Raw genomic sequence first — 20,236 nt, 5'->3', positions numbered from 1 at the left:
CCAACAGCTCCGGTACGTTCCGGAGCACCGTGAGGCCGGGCGCGGCACACAGCCGTCCCGGCCTTCGCCGTACCCGGACCTCAGTCCGGCCGGTGCTCCGGTCCGCCGAAGTCCGGGCTCGTGAAATCGGGGCTGGTGAAGGTCGGTCGGGGACCGGCCGCCGGGCCTTCGTCCGGGCCGGAGAAGTCCGGCCTGCTGTACCCGACCTTCGGGATGCGGTTGGGCGAACGGTGCGGGGTCCGGGCGGCGGGTCCCGCGGTGGGGTCGGCCAGGGCGTCCCTGAGGAACGGGAGGATGCCGCGCTCCAGCAGGGCGTGGCGCCACGCCTCCCTGGCCCGCGCGACGTCCTCCGGAAGCTCCTGCTCCTCGTTCTCGGCGGCCAGCGACGTCGCGCCGTTGCGGAGCGCGGTGACGAGCAGCCCGACGGCCGCGACCAGGATCGCCGCGGCGGCGACCGCCGCGAAGAACCACCCGGCCGCGACCATCGAGCCGCCGAAGGTCACCGAGGGGCCGACCGCCTTCACCAGATAGCCGACGAGCAGGAAGATGACGGCCGCGGAGCCGGCCAGCAGCGGGGTCAGGACCGTGATGACCGCGCCTATGCCGGCGCCCGAACCGGCCGCCGTGCTCCGCGGCCCGTCCGTGGCCGGGCCGCCGTCGAGCCCTTCCGCGGTCGCCGCGCGGCGCAGTTCGCCGCGGGCCTTCACGTAGTGCTCGTACTCGGTGGCCGCGGCCGCGGTGATCAGCGCCGTGGCGCTGAGCGCCATGGTGCGCAGCTGTTCGGTGTTGAGCCGGTCCCCGACGCCCTCCAGGTCCGGGCGTTCATGAGCGTGGCGCAGCGCGTCGCCCAGGATCCGCTCGTACTCGGGTCCGTCCTCGGCCAGCAGGTGCGGAGCGCTTGTCATCTGCATCCCCCGATGCTCCGTCGGTGCCCGGCTGCCCGCGTGGACCGGGCGATCGGGCGGAAACGGAGGAGAGCCTGCCACTGATACGCCGATGGTAGAGCGCTCACGGCACGGGGTGACAGGGTGTTTCCAGAATTGGGCCCGGTGACGGGCCCGTCGATCGGCGAGGTCGGCGCAGGCGGAACCTGAAGCGCCTTCCCCGCCGACGGTCAGTCATGCAGCGGGAGCTGAACCACCAATAGCTTTCCGGCCATGGTCACTCCGCCGTCCATGGCGATGGCGAGGTCGTCCGCGTACACGTGCGGGCCGTTGATCACGGGCCCCGCGCTGTCCTCGCCGTCCTCCGTGCCGACCTCGCCCAGGAGGTACGGAATGGGGCTGTGACCATGGACGACGCGCTGTCCGCCGTACGTCGTCAGCAGCTCGCGCACCGCCTGGGCGCCGCCCTCGTCCCGGAAGGCGAACCGCTTGGTGAGCTTGCGGAAGAGGTCCCAGCACTCGTCGGCGTCATTGCGCGTGAGAATGGCCGTGATCGTGTCATTGACGTCCTCGATGGTGGACCCGTAGTCGAGGTAGGCCGTCGTGTCGGAGTGCATCAGCAGATGCCCGTCCTCCTCGACGACCGCGTCGAGCCGGGACATCCACTGGAGGTGGACGTCCTGGAGGCGCTCCATGTCGGTCTTCTGGCCGCCGTTGAGCAGCCAGGCGGCCTGGAAGGTGGCGGTGCCGGCCCCGGAGTTGACGGGGGTGTCGGCGAACCGCTTGGCACCGATCAGCAGCAGCTCGTGGTTGCCCATCAGGGCCTTGCAGTAGCCGCCGGCCGCCGCCGCCTCGGCGGAGAGTCGCATGACGAGGTCGATGACCCCGATGCCGTCGGGCCCGCGGTCGGTGAAGTCGCCGAGGAACCACAGGCGGGCGTTGCCCGCGGCCCAGTTCCCGTCGGCGTCGATGAGGCCCTGCGCGCCGAGGGCGGCGATCAGCTCGTCCAGGTAGCCGTGGACGTCGCCGACGACGAAGAGCGGGCCGCGGCTGTCCTCGGCCACGGGGCGCGGCTCGGGAACGGTCCGCACCTGGACCGTGTCGCCGCGACGGATGACCGGGAGGTCCCGCTCGGTCGGGGTGTAGCCCTCCGGCTGCTCGTCGCCCACGACGGCGTTGCCGGGATGCGGCGGCCGGGGCGGGGCGGGAGCGCGCGGCGGCACTGCCGGGGGCACGGAGGCGCCGGGCGCCGGAGGGTTCGGTTCCGGCGCCCGCGGTGGCACCGGGGAAGGAGGTGCCGCCTGTGCTTGCGGTGGCACGGGTGTCTGCGCATACGGCGGAACCCGGAAGTCACGCAACGTCGCCGTCCGCACCACGGGTTCCTGACCGGCCCCCTGAGTCATCGACCCCTCCACCACCGTCGCGCCGCCGTACACCTGACGGGCCTTGCCTGGTAGAGGTGGTCCGCGGTGTCGTGCGCCCATCATAGGAATGCGGATCGATCTGTGTGACGCACCAGGGGTGGTGAATCCGGGCGCACGCACGGTTCACCGGCTGATTAGTCCGAAAAGAGATGATCAGTCCCCGCTGGGGGAGCGCGGCGCGCTGACCGTGGTGCGCGGTGGACGTCGTTGCGAGGAGGTCCGGACGATGAGCTCCGTCGGTATGACCTGCTCCACCGGCCCGTCGTGCTCGACCCCTTCGATGGCGTCGATGAGGAGCTGGACGACGGCCGTGCCGATGCGGCGGGGCTTCAGCGAGAGCGTCGTGATGGGCGGCTCGGTGGCCGCGTACACGGTGGACTCGCTGCAGCAGACCAGCAGCAGGTCCTCGGGGACCCGCAGCCCGTAGCGGCGGGCCGCCGCGAGGAGATCGGTGCCATTGGGGTCGAAGAGCCCGTAGACCGCGTCGGGGCGGTCCGGGCGGGCGAGCAGCCGGTCGGCGGCGACCGCCCCCGCGCAGGGGTCGTGGGCCGGGTAGGACTCGTAGACGGGATCCTGGCCGACCCGCTCGCACCAGTGGAGGTAGGCGGTGGTGGACAAGCGGGTGTACGTGTCGGTGGTGTTGCCGGTCAGCAGGCCGATACGGCGGGCTCCGGCGGCGGCGAGATGGTCGAGGAGGTCGAGCACGGCGGCCCGGTGGTCGTTGTCGACCCAGGCGGTGACGGGGAGCGTACCGGCCGGGCGGCCGTCCGAGACCACGGGCAGTCCCTGGCGGACGAGTTCGGTGACGACCGGGTCCTGGTCGGAGGGGTCGATGACGACGGTCCCGTCGAGCGCGACGTTCGACCAGACGTCGTGCCGGGAGGTGGCGGGGAGGATGACGAGGGCGTAGCCGCGGGCGAGCGCCGCGGAGGTCGCGGCTCTCGCCATCTCCGCGAAGTACGCGAATTCGGTGAAGGTGAAAGGTTCATTCCCGTACGTGGTCACGGTCAGGCCGATCAGGCCGGACTTGCCCGTACGGAGGGTTCGGGCCGCGGCGGACGGGCGGTAGCCCAGGCGCTCGGCGACCTCGCGGACATGGCGGCGGGTGGCGTCCGGGAGCCTGCCCTTGCCGTTGAGCGCGTCGGAGACGGTCGTGATCGAGACTCCGGCCGCGGCGGCCACATCACGGATCCCCGCCCGTCCTGGCCGGCCGCTGCGCCGGGGGGTCTCCGTCCGGCTCACCTGGTGCTTCCCTGCTGCTGTCATGGCGAGCCGATAGTAGGGCTCCGAGGGGTGGTCGGTCCGGTCGCATATGCGCACGTTGACAGGCACGTTTCTGCAAGGTCACTACCCATCAGAATCCTTGTAATGCAAGGGAGTTGTCCGCTATTGCATAGGTGTTTCAGGTACTGGAGGGCGGCAGCCTGCTGTATGTGCGATGTCTCGAAGAGGTCTCAACTCACCACTTCGGGGGACGCGCGCCACAGCGCGAGCCACCGGCGCGCGCCGGAACGCGAAACACTCCCCCCGGGAGAGGGCTCGGACCGGCCCCGCGCGAGGCCCCATTCCCGGGCACTGCGGTCGATTTCCCGCTCGGGCCATTCGCAGCGGGGCGCAATCCTCTTAAGGTGTGCAGTATTGCTGTGAACGGACGGTCGAGGAGGACCTGCGGTGAGCGAGACGAGCCCCAAGCTGCGCGCCGAGCTGGACGGCGTTCCCGCCTATGTGCCGGGGAAGCCGGCGGCGGCCGGTGGACCGGTCGCGTACAAGCTGTCCTCCAACGAGAATCCCTATCCGCCGCTGCCGGGGGTACTGGAGTCGGCGCTCGCCGCCGCGGGGAACTTCAACCGCTACCCGGACATGGCGTGCACCGGCCTGATGAACGAGCTGGCCGACCGCTTCGGTGTGCCCCTGACGCATCTCGCCACCGGCACCGGGTCGGTGGGGGTGGCCCAGCAGCTGCTCCAGGCCACCTCCGGACCCGGCGACGAGGTCATCTACGCCTGGCGGTCCTTCGAGGCGTACCCGATCATCACGCAGGTCAGCGGCGCGACCTCGGTGAAGGTCCCGCTGACCGACGGCGAGGTGCACGACCTCGACGCGATGGCGGAGGCGATCACCGACCGGACCCGGCTGATCTTCGTCTGCAATCCCAACAACCCCACCGGCACGGTGGTGCGCCGGGCCGAGCTGGAACGGTTCCTCGACCGGGTGCCGAGCGATGTGCTGGTGGTGCTCGACGAGGCGTACAAGGAGTTCATCCGCGACGCCGAGGTGCCGGACGGCATAGAGATCTACCGGGACCGGCCCAACGTGGCGGTGCTGCGGACCTTCTCCAAGGCGTACGGTCTGGCCGGGCTGCGGGTCGGCTTCGCGGTGGCCCACGAGCCGGTGGCCGCGGCACTGCGCAAGACTGCCGTCCCGTTCGGGGTGAGCCAGCTTGCCCAGGACGCGGCGGTGGCCTCGCTCCGCGCGGAGGACGAGCTGCTGGGCCGGGTGGGCTCGCTGGTCGCCGAGCGCACCCGGGTGAGCGCGGAGCTGGTGCGCCAGGGCTGGACGGTGCCGGAGTCGCAGGCGAACTTCGTCTGGCTGCGGCTCGGCGAGCGGACCCTCGACTTCGCCGGGGCCTGCGAGCGGGCCGGAGTGGTCGTGCGGCCCTTCAAGGGTGAGGGCGTCCGCGTCTCGATCGGCGAGAGCGAGGGCAACGACCTCTTCCTGAAGACGGCGGAGGCGTTCCGCGCGGAGCTGTAGACCCGCACGCGCCTGTACGGCCGGGTGGCCCCGGACCTCGAACGTGAGGTCCGGGGCCCTTTGCGTGGGGCGGGGGGCCGGTTTCAGGGGGCGGGGGCCGAAAAGGGGTACCCCCGGCGAAGGGTCCGAAAGTGTGTGCGCCATAATTGCTTGTGAATGTGAACGCGTTCACAAGCTCGCCTGCTTTCTCCCGTAATCGGTGGGATCAAAGGGGCGTAGTGCCGGTATGACCACGGCGATGTAAGGAGACTGACGACGTGGACCTCGCTCTGGCGCCGGAAACCCTGGCGCGATGGCAGTTCGGCATCACCACCGTCTACCACTTCCTCTTCGTCCCCCTGACGATCTCGCTCGCCGCGCTCACCGCCGGCCTGCAGACCGCCTGGGTGCGGACGGAGAACGAGAAGTACCTCAGGGCGACCAAGTTCTGGGGCAAGCTGTTCCTGATCAACATCGCCATGGGCGTCGTCACGGGCATCGTCCAGGAGTTCCAGTTCGGCATGAACTGGTCCGACTACTCGCGTTTCGTCGGTGACGTCTTCGGCGCTCCGCTCGCCTTCGAGGCGCTGATCGCCTTCTTCTTCGAGTCCACCTTCATCGGGCTGTGGATCTTCGGCTGGGACAAGCTGCCGAAGAAGATCCACCTGGCCTGCATCTGGATGGTCTCGATCGGCACGGTCCTCTCCGCCTACTTCATCCTGGCGGCCAACTCCTGGATGCAGCACCCGGTCGGCTACCGGATCAACGAGGAGCGTGGCCGCGCCGAGCTGACCGACTTCTGGCGGGTGCTCACCCAGGACACCGCGGTCACCCAGTTCTTCCACACCATCACGGCGGCGTTCCTGGTCGGCGGTGCCTTCATGGTCGGCATAGCCGCGTTCCACCTGGCGCGCAAGAAGCACATCCCGGTGATGCGGACCTCGCTGCGCCTGGGCCTGATCACCGTCGTGGTCGCCGGAATGCTCACCGCCGTCAGCGGCGACAGCCTCGCCAAGGTCATGTTCCGGCAGCAGCCGATGAAGATGGCCGCCGCCGAGGCCCTCTGGGACGGACAGGACGGAGCGCCGTTCTCGATCTTCGCGTACGGGGATGTCAGCAAGGGCCACAACTCGGTCGAGATCTCGATCCCCGGGGTGCTCTCCTTCCTCGCGAACAACGACCCGAACTCGCACGTCCCCGGCATCAACGACATCAACAAGAGCCTTGAGGAGAAGTACGGGCCCGGCGACTACCGCCCCAACATCCCGGTCGCGTTCTGGAGCTTCCGATGGATGATCGGCTTCGGTATGGCCTCCTTCGGCCTCGGCCTCCTGGGGCTCTGGCTGACCCGGAGGAGGTTCCTGCTGCCACCGGCGCTGCGGACCGGTGAGGACGAGGTGCCACATCTGGTCCTCTTCAAGAACAAGGCGCTGAGCCCGAGGCTCACCAAGCTCTACTGGGTCGTCGCGCTCTGGACGCTGCTCTTCCCGCTGATCGCCAACTCCTGGGGCTGGATCTTCACCGAGATGGGCCGCCAGCCGTGGGTCGTCTACGGGGTGCTCCAGACCCGTGCGGGGGTCTCCCCCGGTGTCTCGCAGGGCGAGGTCATCACCTCGATGGTCGTCTTCACCCTGCTGTACGCGGTGCTCGCCGTGATCGAGGTGAAGCTGCTCGTGAAGTACATCAAGGCCGGCCCCCCGGAACTCACCGAGGACGACCTCAACCCGCCCACCAGGATCGGCGGCCACGACGAAGAAGACGCCGACCGCCCGATGGCCTTCTCGTACTGAGCACAGGAGCTGAGAGATGGAACTCCACGACGTCTGGTTCGTGCTCATAGCCGTCCTCTGGACCGGCTACTTCTTCCTGGAGGGATTCGACTTCGGCATCGGGGTCCTCACCAAACTGCTGGCCCGCGACCGCAAGGAACGCCGCGTCCTGATCAACACGATCGGGCCCGTCTGGGACGGCAACGAGGTCTGGCTGCTGAGCGCCGGCGGCGCGACCTTCGCCGCCTTCCCCGAGTGGTACGCCACCCTGTTCTCCGGCTTCTACCTGCCGCTGCTGATCATCCTGTTCTGCCTGATCGTGCGCGGCGTCGCCTTCGAGTACCGCGCCAAGCGGCCCGAGGAGCGGTGGCAGACGAACTGGGAGACCGCGATCTTCTGGACCTCCCTGATTCCCGCGGTGCTGTGGGGCGTGGCGTTCGGGAACATCGTGCGGGGCGTGAAGATCGACGCCGACATGGAGTACGTCGGCAACTTCTGGGACCTCCTCAACCCGTACGCGATCCTCGGCGGTCTCGTCACCCTCACGCTCTTCACCTTCCACGGGACGGTGTTCGCCGGCCTCAAGACTGCGGGCGACATCCGGGTCCGGGCCCGCGCACTGGCGCTGAAGCTGGGGCCGGTCACCGCGGTGCTCGCGCTGGGCTTCCTGCTCTGGACGCAGGCGGACAACGGGGACGCCTGGAGCCTGGGGGCCATGATCGTCGCGGTGGTGGCGCTCCTGGCCGCGGTCGGGGCCATCGCCAAGGGCCGCGAGGGCTGGTCGTTCGCGTTCTCGGGCGTGACGATCGCCGCGGCGGTCGCGATGCTCTTCCTGACGCTCTTCCCGAACGTCATGCCGTCGTCTCTGAACGACGCCTGGAACCTCACGGTCACCAACGCCTCGTCCAGCCCGTACACGCTCAAGATCATGACCTGGTGCGCGGGTATCGCCACGCCCGTCGTGCTGCTCTACCAAGGCTGGACCTACTGGGTCTTCCGCAAGCGCATCGGCACCCAGCACATCGCCGACGCGCACTGACTCAGGTGAGCTGCCGCGAGGCCCGCGGCAGCTCCCCGTCCCGCAGAGTTCACCGACCCCGCCGGGGGGATGTTTCACGTGAAACCGATCGATCCGCGTCTGCTCCACTACGCACGCGCCACCCGCCTCTTCCTGGCGGCCGTGGTGGCTCTCGGCCTGGTCGGCGCCCTGCTGGTGATCGCTCAGGCGATGCTCATCGCCGAGATCGTGGTGGGCGGTTTCGAGGGCGGACTCACGGTCACCGCGCTGCGCACCCCCCTCCTTCTCCTCGCAGCGGTCGCCCTCGGTCGGGCCCTCGTCGCCTGGCTCACCGAACTGGCGGCCCATCGCGCCAGCGCGGCCGTCAAGTCCGAACTGCGTGGTCGGCTCCTGGAACGGGCCGCGCGGCTGGGCCCCGACTGGCTGAGCGGGCAGCGCACCGGTTCGCTCGTCGCGCTGGCGACCCGGGGCATCGACGCGCTCGACGACTACTTCGCCCGCTATCTCCCACAGCTCGGACTCGCGGTCGTGGTGCCCGTGGCGGTGCTCGCCCGGATCGTCACCGAGGACTGGGTGTCGGCGGCGATCATCGTCGTCACGCTGCCGCTCATCCCGCTCTTCATGATCCTGATCGGCTGGGCCACCCAGTCCCGGATGGACCGCCAGTGGCAGCTGCTGTCCCGGCTCTCCGGACACTTCCTGGACGTCGTCGCCGGGCTGCCGACCCTGAAGGTCTTCGGACGGGCCAAGGCCCAGGCCGAATCGATCCGCACGATCACCTCCGACTACCGCCGGGCCACTCTGCGCACCCTGCGGATCGCCTTCCTGTCCTCGTTCGCCCTGGAGCTGCTGGCGACCCTGTCGGTCGCCCTGGTCGCCGTCACGATCGGCATGCGGCTCGTCCACGGCGAACTCGACCTCTACACAGGTCTGGTGGTCCTGATCCTGGCCCCGGAGGCGTATCTGCCGATCCGCCAGGTCGGTGCGCAGTACCACGCGGCGGCCGAGGGCCTGTCGGCCGCCGAGGAGATCTTCACGGTCCTGGAGACCGAACCCCGGGCCTCGGGCACCGAGGACGTGCCGGACGCGCTGCGCCTGGAACTGGCGGACGTGACCGTGCGCCACGAGGGCCGCACCGAACCCTCGCTGGACGCCGCGTCGCTCACCGTGGAGCCGGGGGAGACCGTGGCCCTGGTCGGCCCGAGCGGGGTCGGCAAGTCCACCCTGCTGAACGTGCTCCTCGGGTTCGCCGTACCCGACGAGGGGCACGTCCGGGTCGGTGGCCGGGACCTCGGGGACCTGGACCTCGACCGCTGGCGGAGCCGTATCGCCTGGGTCCCCCAGCGCCCCCACCTCTTCGCGGACACGGTCGCCGAGAACGTGCGCCTGGCCCGGCCCGACGCCGACGACGAGGCGGTCCTCGCGGCGCTGCGGGACGCGGGCGCGTACGACTTCGTCGCGGCGCTGCCCGACGGGATGCGGACGGCCCTGGGCGAGGACGGCGCCGGACTCTCCGCGGGCCAGCGCCAGCGCCTCGCCCTCGCCCGGGCGTTCCTCGCCGACCGGCCGCTCCTGCTGCTGGACGAGCCGACCGCGAGCCTGGACGGCGAGAGCGAGGCCGGGATCGTCGACGCCGTACGGAGGCTGGCCGCCGGGCGGACCGTGCTGCTGGTCGTCCACCGCCCGGCCCTGCTGGCGGTCGCCGACCGCGTGGTGACCCTGGAGCCGCGTACCGACGTGCGGGAGCGGACCGAGGACGCGGGCCGCGGTACGCGTGCCGTCGCCGCCGGACCGGCCGTCCCGCAGCCGCTCGCCGGGGGCGAACTCCTGGACGCCCACCGGGTGGAGGAACTGCGCGCGGCCGACGGCGGACCGCGGAAGGCCGGTGCCCGCTCCGGACGGGTGCTCGCCCGGGTCCGCGAGGCGGCCGGCGCGCAGCGGGGGCGGCTGACCCTGGCCCTGCTGCTCGGCAGCCTGGCGGTCGGGTCGGCCGTGGGGCTCATGGCGGTCTCCGGCTGGCTGATCTCCCGCGCTTCCGAAGAGCCGCCGGTCATGTACTTGATGATGGCGGTCACCGCGACCCGCGCTTTCGGCATCGGCCGGGCGGTCTTCCGCTACGCCGAACGGCTCGTCTCGCACGACGCCGTACTGAAGCTCCTCGCCGACCTGCGGGTCTCGGTCTACCGGGGTCTCGAACGCATCGCCCCCGGGGGCCTGCGCACCACAAGGCGCGGGGACCTGCTGTCCCGGCTCGTCGCCGATGTGGACGCGCTCCAGGACTACTGGCTGCGCTGGCTGCTGCCGGTCGGCACCGCAGTCGTGGTGGGGACCGCGGCCGCCGGCTTCACCGGCTGGCTGCTTCCGGAGGCGGGCGTGATCCTTGCCGTGGGGCTGCTGGTCGCCGGAGTCGGCGTCCCGCTCGTCAGCGGTGCCTGCGCCCGCCGTACGGAGCGTCAGCTCGCACCCGCCCGTGCCGCCCTGGCCACCCGGGTCACCGACCTCCTGGGCGCCACTGCCGAACTGACCGTCGCGGGCGCGCTGCCCGCCCGGCAGACGCGGCTGCGCGCGGCCGACACGCTGCTGACCCGGATCGCCTCGCGCGCCGCCGCCGCGACAGCACTGGGCGGCGGGCTCTCCGCCCTGGTCTGCGGGCTCACCGTGGTGGCCGCCGCGGCCGTCGCCGTCCCCGCCGTGCGGGACGGCCGGCTGTCCGGTGTCGCGCTCGCCGTGGTAGTGCTGACCCCGCTCGCCGCCTTCGAGGCCGTCACCGGGCTGCCGCTCGCCGTGCAGTACCGCCAGCGCGTCGCGCGGAGCGCTGAGCGGGTGTTCGAGGTGCTGGACGCCCCCGTGCCCGTACGCGAGCCCGAGGCCCCCGCCCAGGAGCCCGCGTCGCCCTTCCCGCTGGAGGTGCGGGGGCTGAGCGCCCGCTACCCGGGGGCCCGGCACGACGCGCTGGCCTCGCTCGACCTGACGCTGACGCCCGGTCGGCGCATCGCGGTCGTGGGCCCCTCCGGCTCGGGCAAGACGACGCTCGCCCAGGTCCTGCTGCGCTTCCTGGACGCCTCGTCGGGGACGTACCGGCTGGGCGGCGTCGAGGCGTCCGCGCTGGAATCGGAGACGGTCCGGCGCTCGGTCGGGCTGTGCGCCCAGGACGCGCACGTCTTCGACAGCACGATCCGCGAGAACCTGCGGCTGGCCCGCCCCGGGGCGACCGACGCCGAACTGCGCGACGCGCTCTCCCGGGCCCGGCTCCTGGACTGGGTGCTGGCCCTGCCGGAGAAGCTCGACACCCCGGTGGGCGAGCACGGCGCGCGGCTCTCCGGCGGCCAGCGCCAGCGCCTCGCGCTGGCCCGCGCGCTGCTCGCGGGCTTCCCCGTACTCGTCCTGGACGAGCCGGCCGAACACCTCGACCTGCCGACCGCCGACGCCCTCACCGCCGACCTGCTGGACGCGACCCGGGGCTGCGCGACCGTGCTGATCACCCACCGGCTGACCGGCCTCGACACGGTCGACGAGGTGTTGGTGCTGGACGCGGGCCGGGTCGTGCAGCGCGGACCGTACGCCGAACTCGCCGCCGAGGACGGGCCGCTGCGCCGCATGCTGGAGCGCGAACGGGAGACGGTCGGGGCGGGGGTGTGAGGCGGTGGGCGACGAGGACCGGCTTCGGACGCGAACGCCCCTCCGGTCATCCCGCCCATTCTCGACTTTCGCCGCCTATCCGTACTAACTAGGCTCGGGCCATGGCAGAGCCCGACCCGCAGGACTCCCTCGACGCCGCCACCCGGGCCACCCGCAGCCTCCAGGGTCTGTCCACCGAGCTGACCGCGCGGGTACCGCAGCTCCTGGAAGCAATGCGTTCCGTCGGCGCGGGGCTGGAACTGCACTCCACCCTGGACCGGATCTGCGAGACGGCGGCCGAGCTCGCCCACGCCCGGTACGCCGCCATCGGCGTCGTCGACGAGCGGGGTGAGGGGCTGTCGGACTTCGTCACGTACGGGGTTCCGCAGGAGGTGGCCGAGGCGATCGGGCGACGCCCCGACGGCCACCGGGGTCTGCTCGGCGCGCTGATCCACGACCCCGCCCCGGTCCGGCTGGCCGATCTGTCCACCGATCCGCGGTCCGCGGGCTTCCCGCCGGGGCACCCCTCGATGCGGACCTTCCTGGGGGTGCCCATCCGGGTCCAGGGGGAGATCTTCGGCAACCTCTACCTCACCGAGAAGCGACACGGAGCGGACTTCACCGACTACGACCTCCACATGGTCCGGGTGCTCGCCACGGAGGCCGGGATCGCCATCGGCAACGCCCGGCTGTACGAGGCGGCGCGGCAGCGGGAGCACTGGATCGACGGTTCGGTCGCGGTCACCACGGCCCTCCTGTCGGGCGGGGACGCCGACGAGGCGCTGTCCGTGGTCGCCGAACAGGCCCGCCGGCTCGCCGACTCCGCCGCCGGGATCGTCCTGCTGCCCGCCGAGGAGGGCGGCCTGGAGATCGTCGCCGTCTCGTCCGACGACCCCGCGTCCTTGCTCGGCGTGATCATCCCGCCCCGGAGCGCGGTGGTGGCGAGACTCCTGGCGGGCGAGGCGGTGTTCATCGACGACTCGGCCACCGACAGCCGGATGGTCACCAGACTGGCCGACCGGTTCGGCCCCAGCATGATGCTGCCGCTCCACAGCGGCGGGCGGGTGCTCGGTGCGCTGGCCACCCCCCGGGCGCGGGGCGCGCGTCCGTTCACGGAGACCGAGCGGACGCTCGCCACCCAGTTCGCCTCCCAGGCGGCGCTCGCGCTGATGATGGCCGAGGCGCAGCGGGACCGGGAGCGGCTCGCGGTGTACGAGGACCGTGACCGGATCGCCCGCGACCTCCACGACCTGGTGATCCAGCGGCTGTTCGCCACCGGGATGATGCTGGAGAGCGCCCAGCGCCGGTCGGTGGTGCCCGAGGTGCGGACCGGTGTCGGCCGGGCTGTGGACGAACTGGACGTGACGATCCAGGAGATTCGCACGGCCATCTTCGCGCTCCAGCAGGAACCGGCCGAAGCCCCGTCGGGGCTGCGCACCCGCGTGCTGCGGGAGATCAACATGGCGGCCGTCCCGCTGGGCTTCAAGCCCTCGCACCGCTTTCTGGGCGCGGTGGACTCGCTCGTCGGCGAGCTGACCGGTAAGAACCTGGTCGCGGCGCTGCGCGAGGCCCTCTCCAACGCGTTCCGGCACGCGGGGGCGTCGCTGATCGATGTGGTCGTCGACGCGACGGTGACCCTGCCGGGCGGGCGGGCAGCGGTACGCCTCTCGGTCGCCGACGACGGGGTGGGCATCCCGGAGGGCGGCCGTCGCAGCGGGCTGCGCAACCTGGCCCGCCGGGCCGAGTCCCTGGGCGGGTCGAGCCGGATCGAACCGGGGATCGGGGAGGACGGCGGCGGTACGACGGTGGTGTGGGAGGCGCCGTTGTGAGGGCGGCCCGGCGGTGCCCCTGCGGGCCCTGCCGGGCGGGCGGGGCGGGCGGGGCGGGCCTCGCGGTCCCTGCCGGGCCTGCGAGGCGGTGTGCTGGGGCGCAGGTACGCAGGTACGCAGGTGCGCAGGTGCGCAGGTGCGCAGGTGGGCCGGTGTGCCGAAAGGTTTCAGCGGGTCTCTGCGCGGGTGGCGAGGATCCGCTCGATGACGACCGCCACCCCGTCGTCCTCGTTGGTCGCGGTCCGGCCCGAGGCGGCGGCCACAGCGTCCGGGTGGGCGTTACCCATCGCGAAGGAGGCGCCGGCCCAGCGGAGCATCTCGATGTCGTTGGGCATGTCGCCGAAGGCGACCACCTCGGCGGGCGAGATGCCGCGCTCGGCACAACAGGCGGCGAGCGTGGTGGCCTTGGAGACACCGAGCCCGCTGACCTCCAGGAGCGCGGAGGGGCTGGAGCGGGTGAAGGCGGCCCGGTCGCCGACCGCCGTACGGGCCAGGGTGAGGAAGGCGTCGGGGGACAGCTCGGTGTGGTGGGCCAGCAGCTTGATCACCGGCGCGCCGGTGCCCGGGGCGTCCTCGTGCAGCAGCTTCTCGGCGACGGCCACGGTCGCGCCCGGGTCCAGGTGGAAGGGCGGGTAGGCCGGTTCGTAGTTGATGCCGGTGGTCATCTCGACGGCGAAGGAGGTGCCGGGGGCCGCCTCGCGCAGGGTGCGCACGACGTGCAGGGCGGCTGTGCGCGCCAGCGGCCGTACGGAGAGCAGGTCGCCGTCCGTCCGCAGGTCGGTGACCACCGCGCCGTTGGCGCAGATCGCCGTACCGTGGCTCTGGACGTGGTCCCGCACGACGTCCATCCAGCGGGCCGGCCTGCCGGTGACGAAGAAGACCTCGATCCCGGCCTCCTCGGCCGCCGCGAGGGCCGCTACCGTGCGCGCGGACAGCGTCTTGTCGTCGCGCAGCAGAGTGCCGTCGAGGTCGGTGGCGATCAGCCGGGTCACGGCGGGAAGAGGCGTATCGGTCACTGAGGTCACCGGGCCATTCTCGCCCACAACGGTGCACGTGCGTGCGGAGGGGCGCACATCTGAGGGGGCAGGACGCTGATCTGCGGAAAAGTCCTCTGGCATATGCCAAGGCCATCAGGCCGTCGGCACACGTGCGTACGGTCGTAGGCTCAGGGGCATGAGTCCCCGCCTGAGCACCGTGATCCTTCCCGTCCATCGCTGGCACGAGGGCGGTCGCGACCGCTGGCAGCGCGCGGAGGAGCTGGGCTTCCATACCGCCTACACCTACGACCACCTGTCCTGGCGGACCTTCCGGGACGGCCCGTGGTTCGGGGCGCTGCCCACGCTCACCGCCGCGGCGACGGCCACCGAACGCCTGCGGCTGGGCACTCTCGTGACCTCGCCGAACTTTCGTCACCCCGTCACGCTGGCCAAGGAGCTGATCTCCCTGGACGACATCTCGGGCGGGCGGGTCACCCTCGGTATCGGCGCCGGCGGCAGTGGCTTCGACGCCACCGCGCTGGGCCAGGACGCCTGGGCCCCGCGCGCACGCGCCGACCGCTTCGCCGAGTTCGTCCCGCTCCTGGACCGGCTGCTCACCGAGGACGCGGTGACCGAGCACGGGAAGTACTACGCGGCGGAGGAGGCCCGCAACATCCCCGGCTGTGTCCAGCGGCCCCGGCTGCCTTTCGCGGTCGCCGCGACCGGACCGCGCGGCCTGAAGCTCGCCGCCCGCCACGGGCAGGCCTGGGTCACCACGGGCGACCCCAAGCTGTACGAGAACGGCACCCCGGAGGAGTCACGGGCCGCGCTGCGGGGGCAGAACGAGAGGCTCACTGCGGCCTGCGCGGAGATCGGCCGGGACGCGTCCGAGCTGGACCGGATCCTGCTCACCGCCTTCACACCGGACCGCAACGGCCCGTTGGAGTCCGTGGACGCGTTCGTCGACTTCGCGGGGCGCCACGCGGAGCTGGGCTTCACCGAGATCGTCATCCACGCCCCGATCCCGGACTCGGTCTTCGACGTCGACCCGAAGGTCTTCGAGCGCATCGCGACCGAGGCGCCCGCGCAGTTGGCGTAGGGGCGGGGACGACGAGCGTGGGGGTCTGCCTCGTACGGGGATACGGGGATACGGGGATCGGACCGGTCGTGACGGTCCCGGACCCTTGAGGGAAGCGGCGTTGCCCCGGCTCTGACCCGGCAGCGCTTTCCGGCGTTGAGCCGTGCCCCTGCTCATGGTGGTCGGCAGGGGAGGGGCCGTATGCACGCACAGGCTTCGTCGGAGGAGGAGTACGCCCGGGCGCGGTCGCGGCGCGGCACCGGGCGCGGCGGGACGTCCGCGGGCGGGGCGATGATCGCCTTGCAGGGCACCACGGGCAACACCGCGCTTCGGAAGGCTCTCAGCAGCCGCGCAGACGCAGGAACCGCGGAGGTACGGCGTCGGCGAGCCAGACCCCGTTGGCGCTGACCCGGAAGACATGGCCGGCGCGGTGCATCGCGCCCGCGTCCACGGTGAGGACCAGGGGGCGGCCGCGACGGGCGCCGACCCGGGTGGCCGTTTCCCGGTCGGGGGACAGGTGGACGTGGTGGCGGGCCATGGGGCGCAGGCCCTCGGTCCGGATCGCGTCCATCACCCGGGCGACCGTGCCGTGGTAGAGGTACGCGGGCGGTTCGGCCGGCGGCAGGTCCAGGTCGACGTCGACGGTGTGGCCCTGATTCGCGCGGATGCGGCCGCCCTCGACGCCGCCCTCGACGGTGAAGCGCCGCTTGTCGTTGGCGGCGACGACGTGGTCGAGCTCGGCGCGGGAGATGGCGAATCCGTGCCGGGCCGCGGCGTGCAGCAGCTCCTCGACCGCCACCCAGCCGTTCTCGTCGAGGGTGAGGCCGATGCGTTCCGGCTGATGCCGCAGATGCTTCGAGAGGTACTTGGACACCTTGACGGTGCGACGTTCGTCCATGGCGTCAGAGTGCCCGTGGCGGGCTTGTCCGTGCATCCGCATTTCGGCTCGTCGGTTGGTCGGCTCGTCAACTCGTCGGTTCTTCGTTCTTCCGCGGTTCTTCGGCCTTTCTCCTCCGACAGGTTTGATCCACAGCCAACTCAAGTTATCCACAGGCTATTTGGCAATTCTGTGGACAACACCCGTTCGTTTTAGGGCTTTTCGTTAACTGTGTCCTCTTTGGGCCGAGTTGCGGTCAGGCTGTCCAGGGTGCGTGCCTGCACCTCCCGTTCGGTGGCCGCCGCCACGAAGGCAGCCACGCGCTCCGCGCCAACCAGCTGCTGCACGGCCCGTGTTGTCCGGGCCGGAAGCAGCACGGGGCGCGTCGCGTCCTCGGAGATCGACGTTTCCTCCGCGCCGAGGTGGTGGTGCAGATGACGTGTCGCGAACGTCCGCATGGCACGAGCCAGTTCCGCGTCCACCGTCTGCTGTGCGAGCGGCCGCAGACGGCGTACGAGAGACGCCGCCTCGGCCGCGTCGGAGTCGGTGGGCGGTCGATGGCCGAGATAGCGGGCGAAGACGTGCTCGGTGGTGAACTCGAGGAAACGGGAGGCGATGTGCTCCACCTGACCGCGAAGTTCCCTCAGATGGCCGGAGATCGCGGACAGCGGGACCCCGGCCCCGTACAACTCGACGGCCACCGCCAGCTCTTGCGGGCTGGGTACGAGGAATTCGTCGTCCCGGCCGGGCACCCGCTCCAGCACGCCGAGCTCCACCGCCTCGGCGATGGCCTCGTCGTCCTGTCGGCCGCCGAACCTCGCGTCCAGCTCCCGGCGGCTGATCCGGTCGGCCTCCTCGTCCGTCCACGGGCCGTGCACCTCGGCGACCAGACCGAGCACCCCGCCGAGCCCCCGTCCCGCGTCCCACGCCTCCAGCAACTCCTTGATACTGGCGAGGGTGTAACCCCGGTCGAGCAGGTCCGCGATCTGCCGCAGCCGGGCCAGATGGGTCTCCCGGTACACATTGGCCCGTCCGCGCCGCTCGGGCGTCGGGAGCAGCCCCCGGTCCTGGTAGGCGCGGATCGTGCGCACCGTGGCCCCGCTGGCGTGGGCCAGGTCCTCGATCCGGTACTCGGCGGCCCGGGCCCCGGCCCCGGTCACAGCGGAGGCTTCAGCCGGGCGACGGAGCGCAGGGCCCCGGGGCTCAGCCGGGACAGCAGCCGCGCGCCACGCGCCTCGGGGGTCACCGGCACCACCGCCTGGTTGCGCACGACCGCCCGCAGGATCGCGTCGGCGACCTTTTCCGGCGGGTAGTTGCGCCGCCCGTACAGACGGCTCGTCCGCTTCCGTAGTCGCTCCTCCTCCGCCGCGTCGGCCCCCGCGAAACGCGTGGTGGCGGTGATGTTGGTGTTGACGATGCCGGGACATATCGCGCTCACCCCGATCGACTTCTCCGCCAGCTCGGCCCGCAGACATTCGCTGAGCATCAGCACGGCCGCCTTCGACGTGCTGTACGCGGGCAGCACCCGCGAGGGCTGGAAGGCCGCGGCCGACGCCGTGTTGACGATGTGGCCGCCTTGGCCCCGGTCCGCCATCTGTTTGCCGAAGATCCGGCAGCCGTGGATGACCCCCCACAGATTGACGTCGAGGACCTTCTTCCACTCCTCGGTCGTGGTCTCCAGGAAGGAGCCGGACAGCCCGATCCCGGCGTTGTTGACCAGGACGTCGAGGATGCCGTACTCGGCGGCGACCCGGGCGGCGAGCTTCTCCATCGCGGCCTCGTCGCTGACGTCGACCGCCTCGCCCCAGGCCGCGGGCGCCCCGATCAGCCGCGCCATCTCCGCGGTCCGGGCGGCCCCCTCCGCGTCCCGGTCCACGGCCACGACCCGGGCGCCCGCCTCGGCGAACGCGAACGCGGTGGCCCGCCCGATCCCGGAGGCCGCGCCCGTCACCAGGATCAGCTGACCGCCGAACCGCTGAGCGTAGGGGCCCTGCGCGGCCGTCCGGTGCGCGGGCGCGCCCTCCCGTCCGGCGGACTCGTTCGCGGTGACGAACTCGTCGACCCAGGAGGCCAGCTGGTCCGGCCGGGTGCGGGGCACCCAGTGCTTGGCCGGAAGCGAGCGGCGCACCAGCGTGGGGACCCAGTCCTCCAGCCCGTCGTAGAGCCGCTCGGAGAGGAACGAGTCGCCGGTCGGCGTGATCAGCTGGACGGGGGCATGGGCATAGGCGTCCGCGCGGGGCCTGCTGAGCCGGGCGCGGACGTTGTCACGGTAGAGCCAGGCGCCGTGCGCCGCGTCGTCCGGCAAGGAGGCGGTGGGGTAATCGCCCGCGGGCACCTTCTCCATGCGCTCCAGGATCCGGGGCCACCGCTTCCCGAGCGGGCCGCGCCAGGCGAGCTCCGGCAGGACCGGGGTGTGGAGCATGTACACGTACCAGGACTTCGCGCCCTGGCCGAGCAGCTGGCCGACCCGGCGCGGGGTGGGGCGGGTCATCCGGCGCTTGATCCAGTGCCCGAAGTGGTCCAGGGACGGACCGGACATCGAGGTGAAGGAGGCGATCCGGCCCTCGGTCCTGCCGACCGTGACGAACTCCCAGGCCTGGACGGACCCCCAGTCGTGACCGACCACGTGCACCGGCCGGTCCGGGCTGACCGTGTCGATCACGGCCAGGAAGTCATCGGTCAGCTTCTCCAGGGTGAAGCCGCCGCGCAGCGGCTTCGGGGCGGTGGACCTGCCGTGCCCCCGCACGTCGTACAGCACCACGTGCCAGTGCTCGGCCAGCCGGACGGCGACGTCCGACCAGACCTCCTTGCTGTCCGGATAGCCGTGGACCAGCACCACGGTCGGCCGACCCGCGTCGCCCAGCTCGGCGACGCACAGCTCGACGCCTCCCGTGACCACGCGTCGCTCACGCGCCTGAGACAGATTCACGCCGCCACCTTCTCCTCGGCCCAGCGCCGCACATGCGGCAGATCGTCGTCCAGCCAGAAAGCGCTCTGCTCGGGGTCCTTGGAGTCGGTGACGACCAGGATCTCCTCGAACTTCGCGCCCGTACCCCGGAACCCGAGGTGGGGTTCGACCGCCCACAGGCCCGGCCGCGGCGGGTGATCGGAGAAGCGGTAGGGGCTCCACAGCGGCGACCAGCCGTCCCGGTGGCCGTGCAGGGCGTCACTCACCAGACCCTTGAGGGCCTGAGTGCCGAACCCGAACACCTGCGGCGACCAACGGCGTTCGGCGACGCGGTCGATCTTGTGGGCGATCACGCCGAAGGGGTAGGCCCGGTGCCTGTTCGCGTATCCCTGCGCGGTCATGAGGCGCTCGACGTTCTCGTATATCTCGCGCAGCGAACGGCGCTCGCGCACCTCCCGCAGGATCAGCTCGCGGTGGGCCTCCAGGTCGGCCAGCAGCCTGTCGTGCAGGGGATTGAGGCCGAGGCACCCCGCATACCCGACATCGGCGGTGAAGCCCTTGTACACCGGGGCCATGTCGAGGATGAACGGCATCCCCGGCTCCAGCTTCCGGTCGGTCGGGAAGAACTGCAGCGGCACCTTGAACCCGGCGAACGCCGTGCGGTCCCCGAACCAGGCGAACGGGAGGTGGAACCAGTCGCGCACGCCGCGCTCGCGCAGCCATGTGCGCTGCATCCGGGCCGCCTCGCGCTCGGTCACCCCCGACCGCAGCTGACCGGCGACCGCCTCCGCGCAGGCATAGGCCAGACGCTGGACTTCCCTGAACCCCCGCAGCTCCGGGGTGATTTCGTGCTGCACTGCCGCGGCCATGCCGGTCATGCCACCGTCCGTTCCCTGCCGTGTGCGGTACGCGTCCGTAACGTGACACTGATGAATGTGACAATGTCCGGCGGCTGCGTCAAGGGGGCTGCATGGCCTGTGGACAAGCACGGACACCGGGCGCCCCGCCGGTGGAAAACCCCGCCCCCGCCGGTGGAAAACCCCGCCCCCGCCGGTGGGAACCCCGCCCCCGCCGGTGGGAACCCCGGCCACCCCACCCGTGGGAACCCGTACCGCCGGCCCTTC

14 protein-coding genes are annotated in these 20,236 nt (G+C 71.6%); 6 read left to right on the top strand and 8 right to left on the bottom strand.

Going from position 1 to position 20,236, the window contains the following annotated elements:
* Positions 1–80 precede the first annotated feature (80 nt).
* The 3 genes from ACIQRW_RS08490 to ACIQRW_RS08480 form a co-directional block, all read right to left on the bottom strand.
* Positions 81–911 (bottom strand): hypothetical protein, encoded by an 831-nt coding sequence (locus ACIQRW_RS08490; RefSeq protein ID WP_403756253.1) that lies wholly within the window; start codon positions 909–911, stop codon positions 81–83.
* A 203-nt stretch (positions 912–1,114) separates the two neighbouring features.
* Positions 1,115–2,302: a metallophosphoesterase gene (locus ACIQRW_RS08485; RefSeq protein ID WP_403756431.1), complete on the bottom strand. Its 1,188-nt coding sequence runs from the start codon at positions 2,300–2,302 to the stop codon at positions 1,115–1,117.
* A 159-nt stretch (positions 2,303–2,461) separates the two neighbouring features.
* Positions 2,462–3,574: a LacI family DNA-binding transcriptional regulator gene (locus tag ACIQRW_RS08480; protein WP_006126041.1), complete on the bottom strand. Its 1,113-nt coding sequence runs from the start codon at positions 3,572–3,574 to the stop codon at positions 2,462–2,464.
* A gap of 405 nt (positions 3,575–3,979) precedes the next feature.
* Between ACIQRW_RS08480 and hisC the strand changes: the two genes are divergently transcribed.
* The 5 genes from hisC to ACIQRW_RS08455 all read left to right on the top strand — a co-directional run bounded on the left by hisC (position 3,980) and on the right by ACIQRW_RS08455 (position 13,272).
* Positions 3,980–5,059, top strand: a complete 1,080-nt coding sequence (gene hisC / locus ACIQRW_RS08475; protein WP_403756251.1) for a histidinol-phosphate transaminase — start codon at positions 3,980–3,982, stop codon at positions 5,057–5,059.
* Positions 5,060–5,316: 257 nt separating this feature from the next.
* The gene (locus ACIQRW_RS08470) at positions 5,317–6,828 is read left to right on the top strand and encodes a cytochrome ubiquinol oxidase subunit I (RefSeq protein ID WP_403756248.1); all 1,512 of its coding nucleotides are present in this window, start codon (positions 5,317–5,319) and stop codon (positions 6,826–6,828) included.
* Between the two features lie 16 nt (positions 6,829–6,844).
* Positions 6,845–7,846, top strand: a complete 1,002-nt coding sequence (cydB, locus tag ACIQRW_RS08465) for a cytochrome d ubiquinol oxidase subunit II (RefSeq protein WP_403756245.1) — start codon at positions 6,845–6,847, stop codon at positions 7,844–7,846.
* A 78-nt stretch (positions 7,847–7,924) separates the two neighbouring features.
* Positions 7,925–11,464, top strand: a complete 3,540-nt coding sequence (gene cydD / locus ACIQRW_RS08460; protein WP_403756243.1) for a thiol reductant ABC exporter subunit CydD — start codon at positions 7,925–7,927, stop codon at positions 11,462–11,464.
* A 101-nt stretch (positions 11,465–11,565) separates the two neighbouring features.
* On the top strand, positions 11,566–13,272 hold the full coding sequence (locus ACIQRW_RS08455; RefSeq protein WP_403756240.1) for a GAF domain-containing sensor histidine kinase: 1,707 nt from the start codon (positions 11,566–11,568) through the stop codon (positions 13,270–13,272).
* A 167-nt stretch (positions 13,273–13,439) separates the two neighbouring features.
* Here the strand turns inward: ACIQRW_RS08455 and ACIQRW_RS08450 are convergent, their stop codons facing one another.
* A complete protein-coding gene (locus tag ACIQRW_RS08450) occupies positions 13,440–14,297 on the bottom strand; it encodes an HAD family hydrolase (RefSeq protein ID WP_403756238.1) in 858 nt (285 codons plus the stop codon).
* 148 nt (positions 14,298–14,445) lie between these two features.
* Between ACIQRW_RS08450 and ACIQRW_RS08445 the strand changes: the two genes are divergently transcribed.
* Positions 14,446–15,348, top strand: a complete 903-nt coding sequence (locus ACIQRW_RS08445) for an LLM class flavin-dependent oxidoreductase (protein WP_403756235.1) — start codon at positions 14,446–14,448, stop codon at positions 15,346–15,348.
* A 319-nt stretch (positions 15,349–15,667) separates the two neighbouring features.
* Here ACIQRW_RS08445 and ACIQRW_RS08440 read toward each other — a convergent pair whose 3' ends face one another.
* The 4 genes from ACIQRW_RS08440 to ACIQRW_RS08425 form a co-directional block, all read right to left on the bottom strand.
* On the bottom strand, positions 15,668–16,225 hold the full coding sequence (locus ACIQRW_RS08440; RefSeq protein ID WP_403756232.1) for an RNA 2'-phosphotransferase: 558 nt from the start codon (positions 16,223–16,225) through the stop codon (positions 15,668–15,670).
* Between the two features lie 191 nt (positions 16,226–16,416).
* Positions 16,417–17,364 (bottom strand): MerR family transcriptional regulator, encoded by a 948-nt coding sequence (locus ACIQRW_RS08435; protein ID WP_403756229.1) that lies wholly within the window; start codon positions 17,362–17,364, stop codon positions 16,417–16,419.
* Positions 17,361–19,133: an SDR family oxidoreductase gene (locus ACIQRW_RS08430; RefSeq protein WP_403756226.1), complete on the bottom strand. Its 1,773-nt coding sequence runs from the start codon at positions 19,131–19,133 to the stop codon at positions 17,361–17,363. The genes ACIQRW_RS08435 and ACIQRW_RS08430 overlap by 4 nt, the downstream gene beginning before the upstream one ends.
* Complete coding sequence (locus tag ACIQRW_RS08425) at positions 19,130–19,990, bottom strand: M24 family metallopeptidase (RefSeq protein ID WP_403756224.1); 861 nt, start codon at positions 19,988–19,990, stop codon at positions 19,130–19,132. Before ACIQRW_RS08425 ends, ACIQRW_RS08430 begins: the two co-directional genes overlap by 4 nt.
* Positions 19,991–20,236: the final 246 nt, after the last annotated feature.

The organism is Streptomyces sp. NPDC091287, assembly GCF_044768525.1.
GTDB lineage: Bacteria > Actinomycetota > Actinomycetes > Streptomycetales > Streptomycetaceae > Streptomyces.
This window is presented reverse-complemented; position numbering and strand designations above follow the sequence as displayed.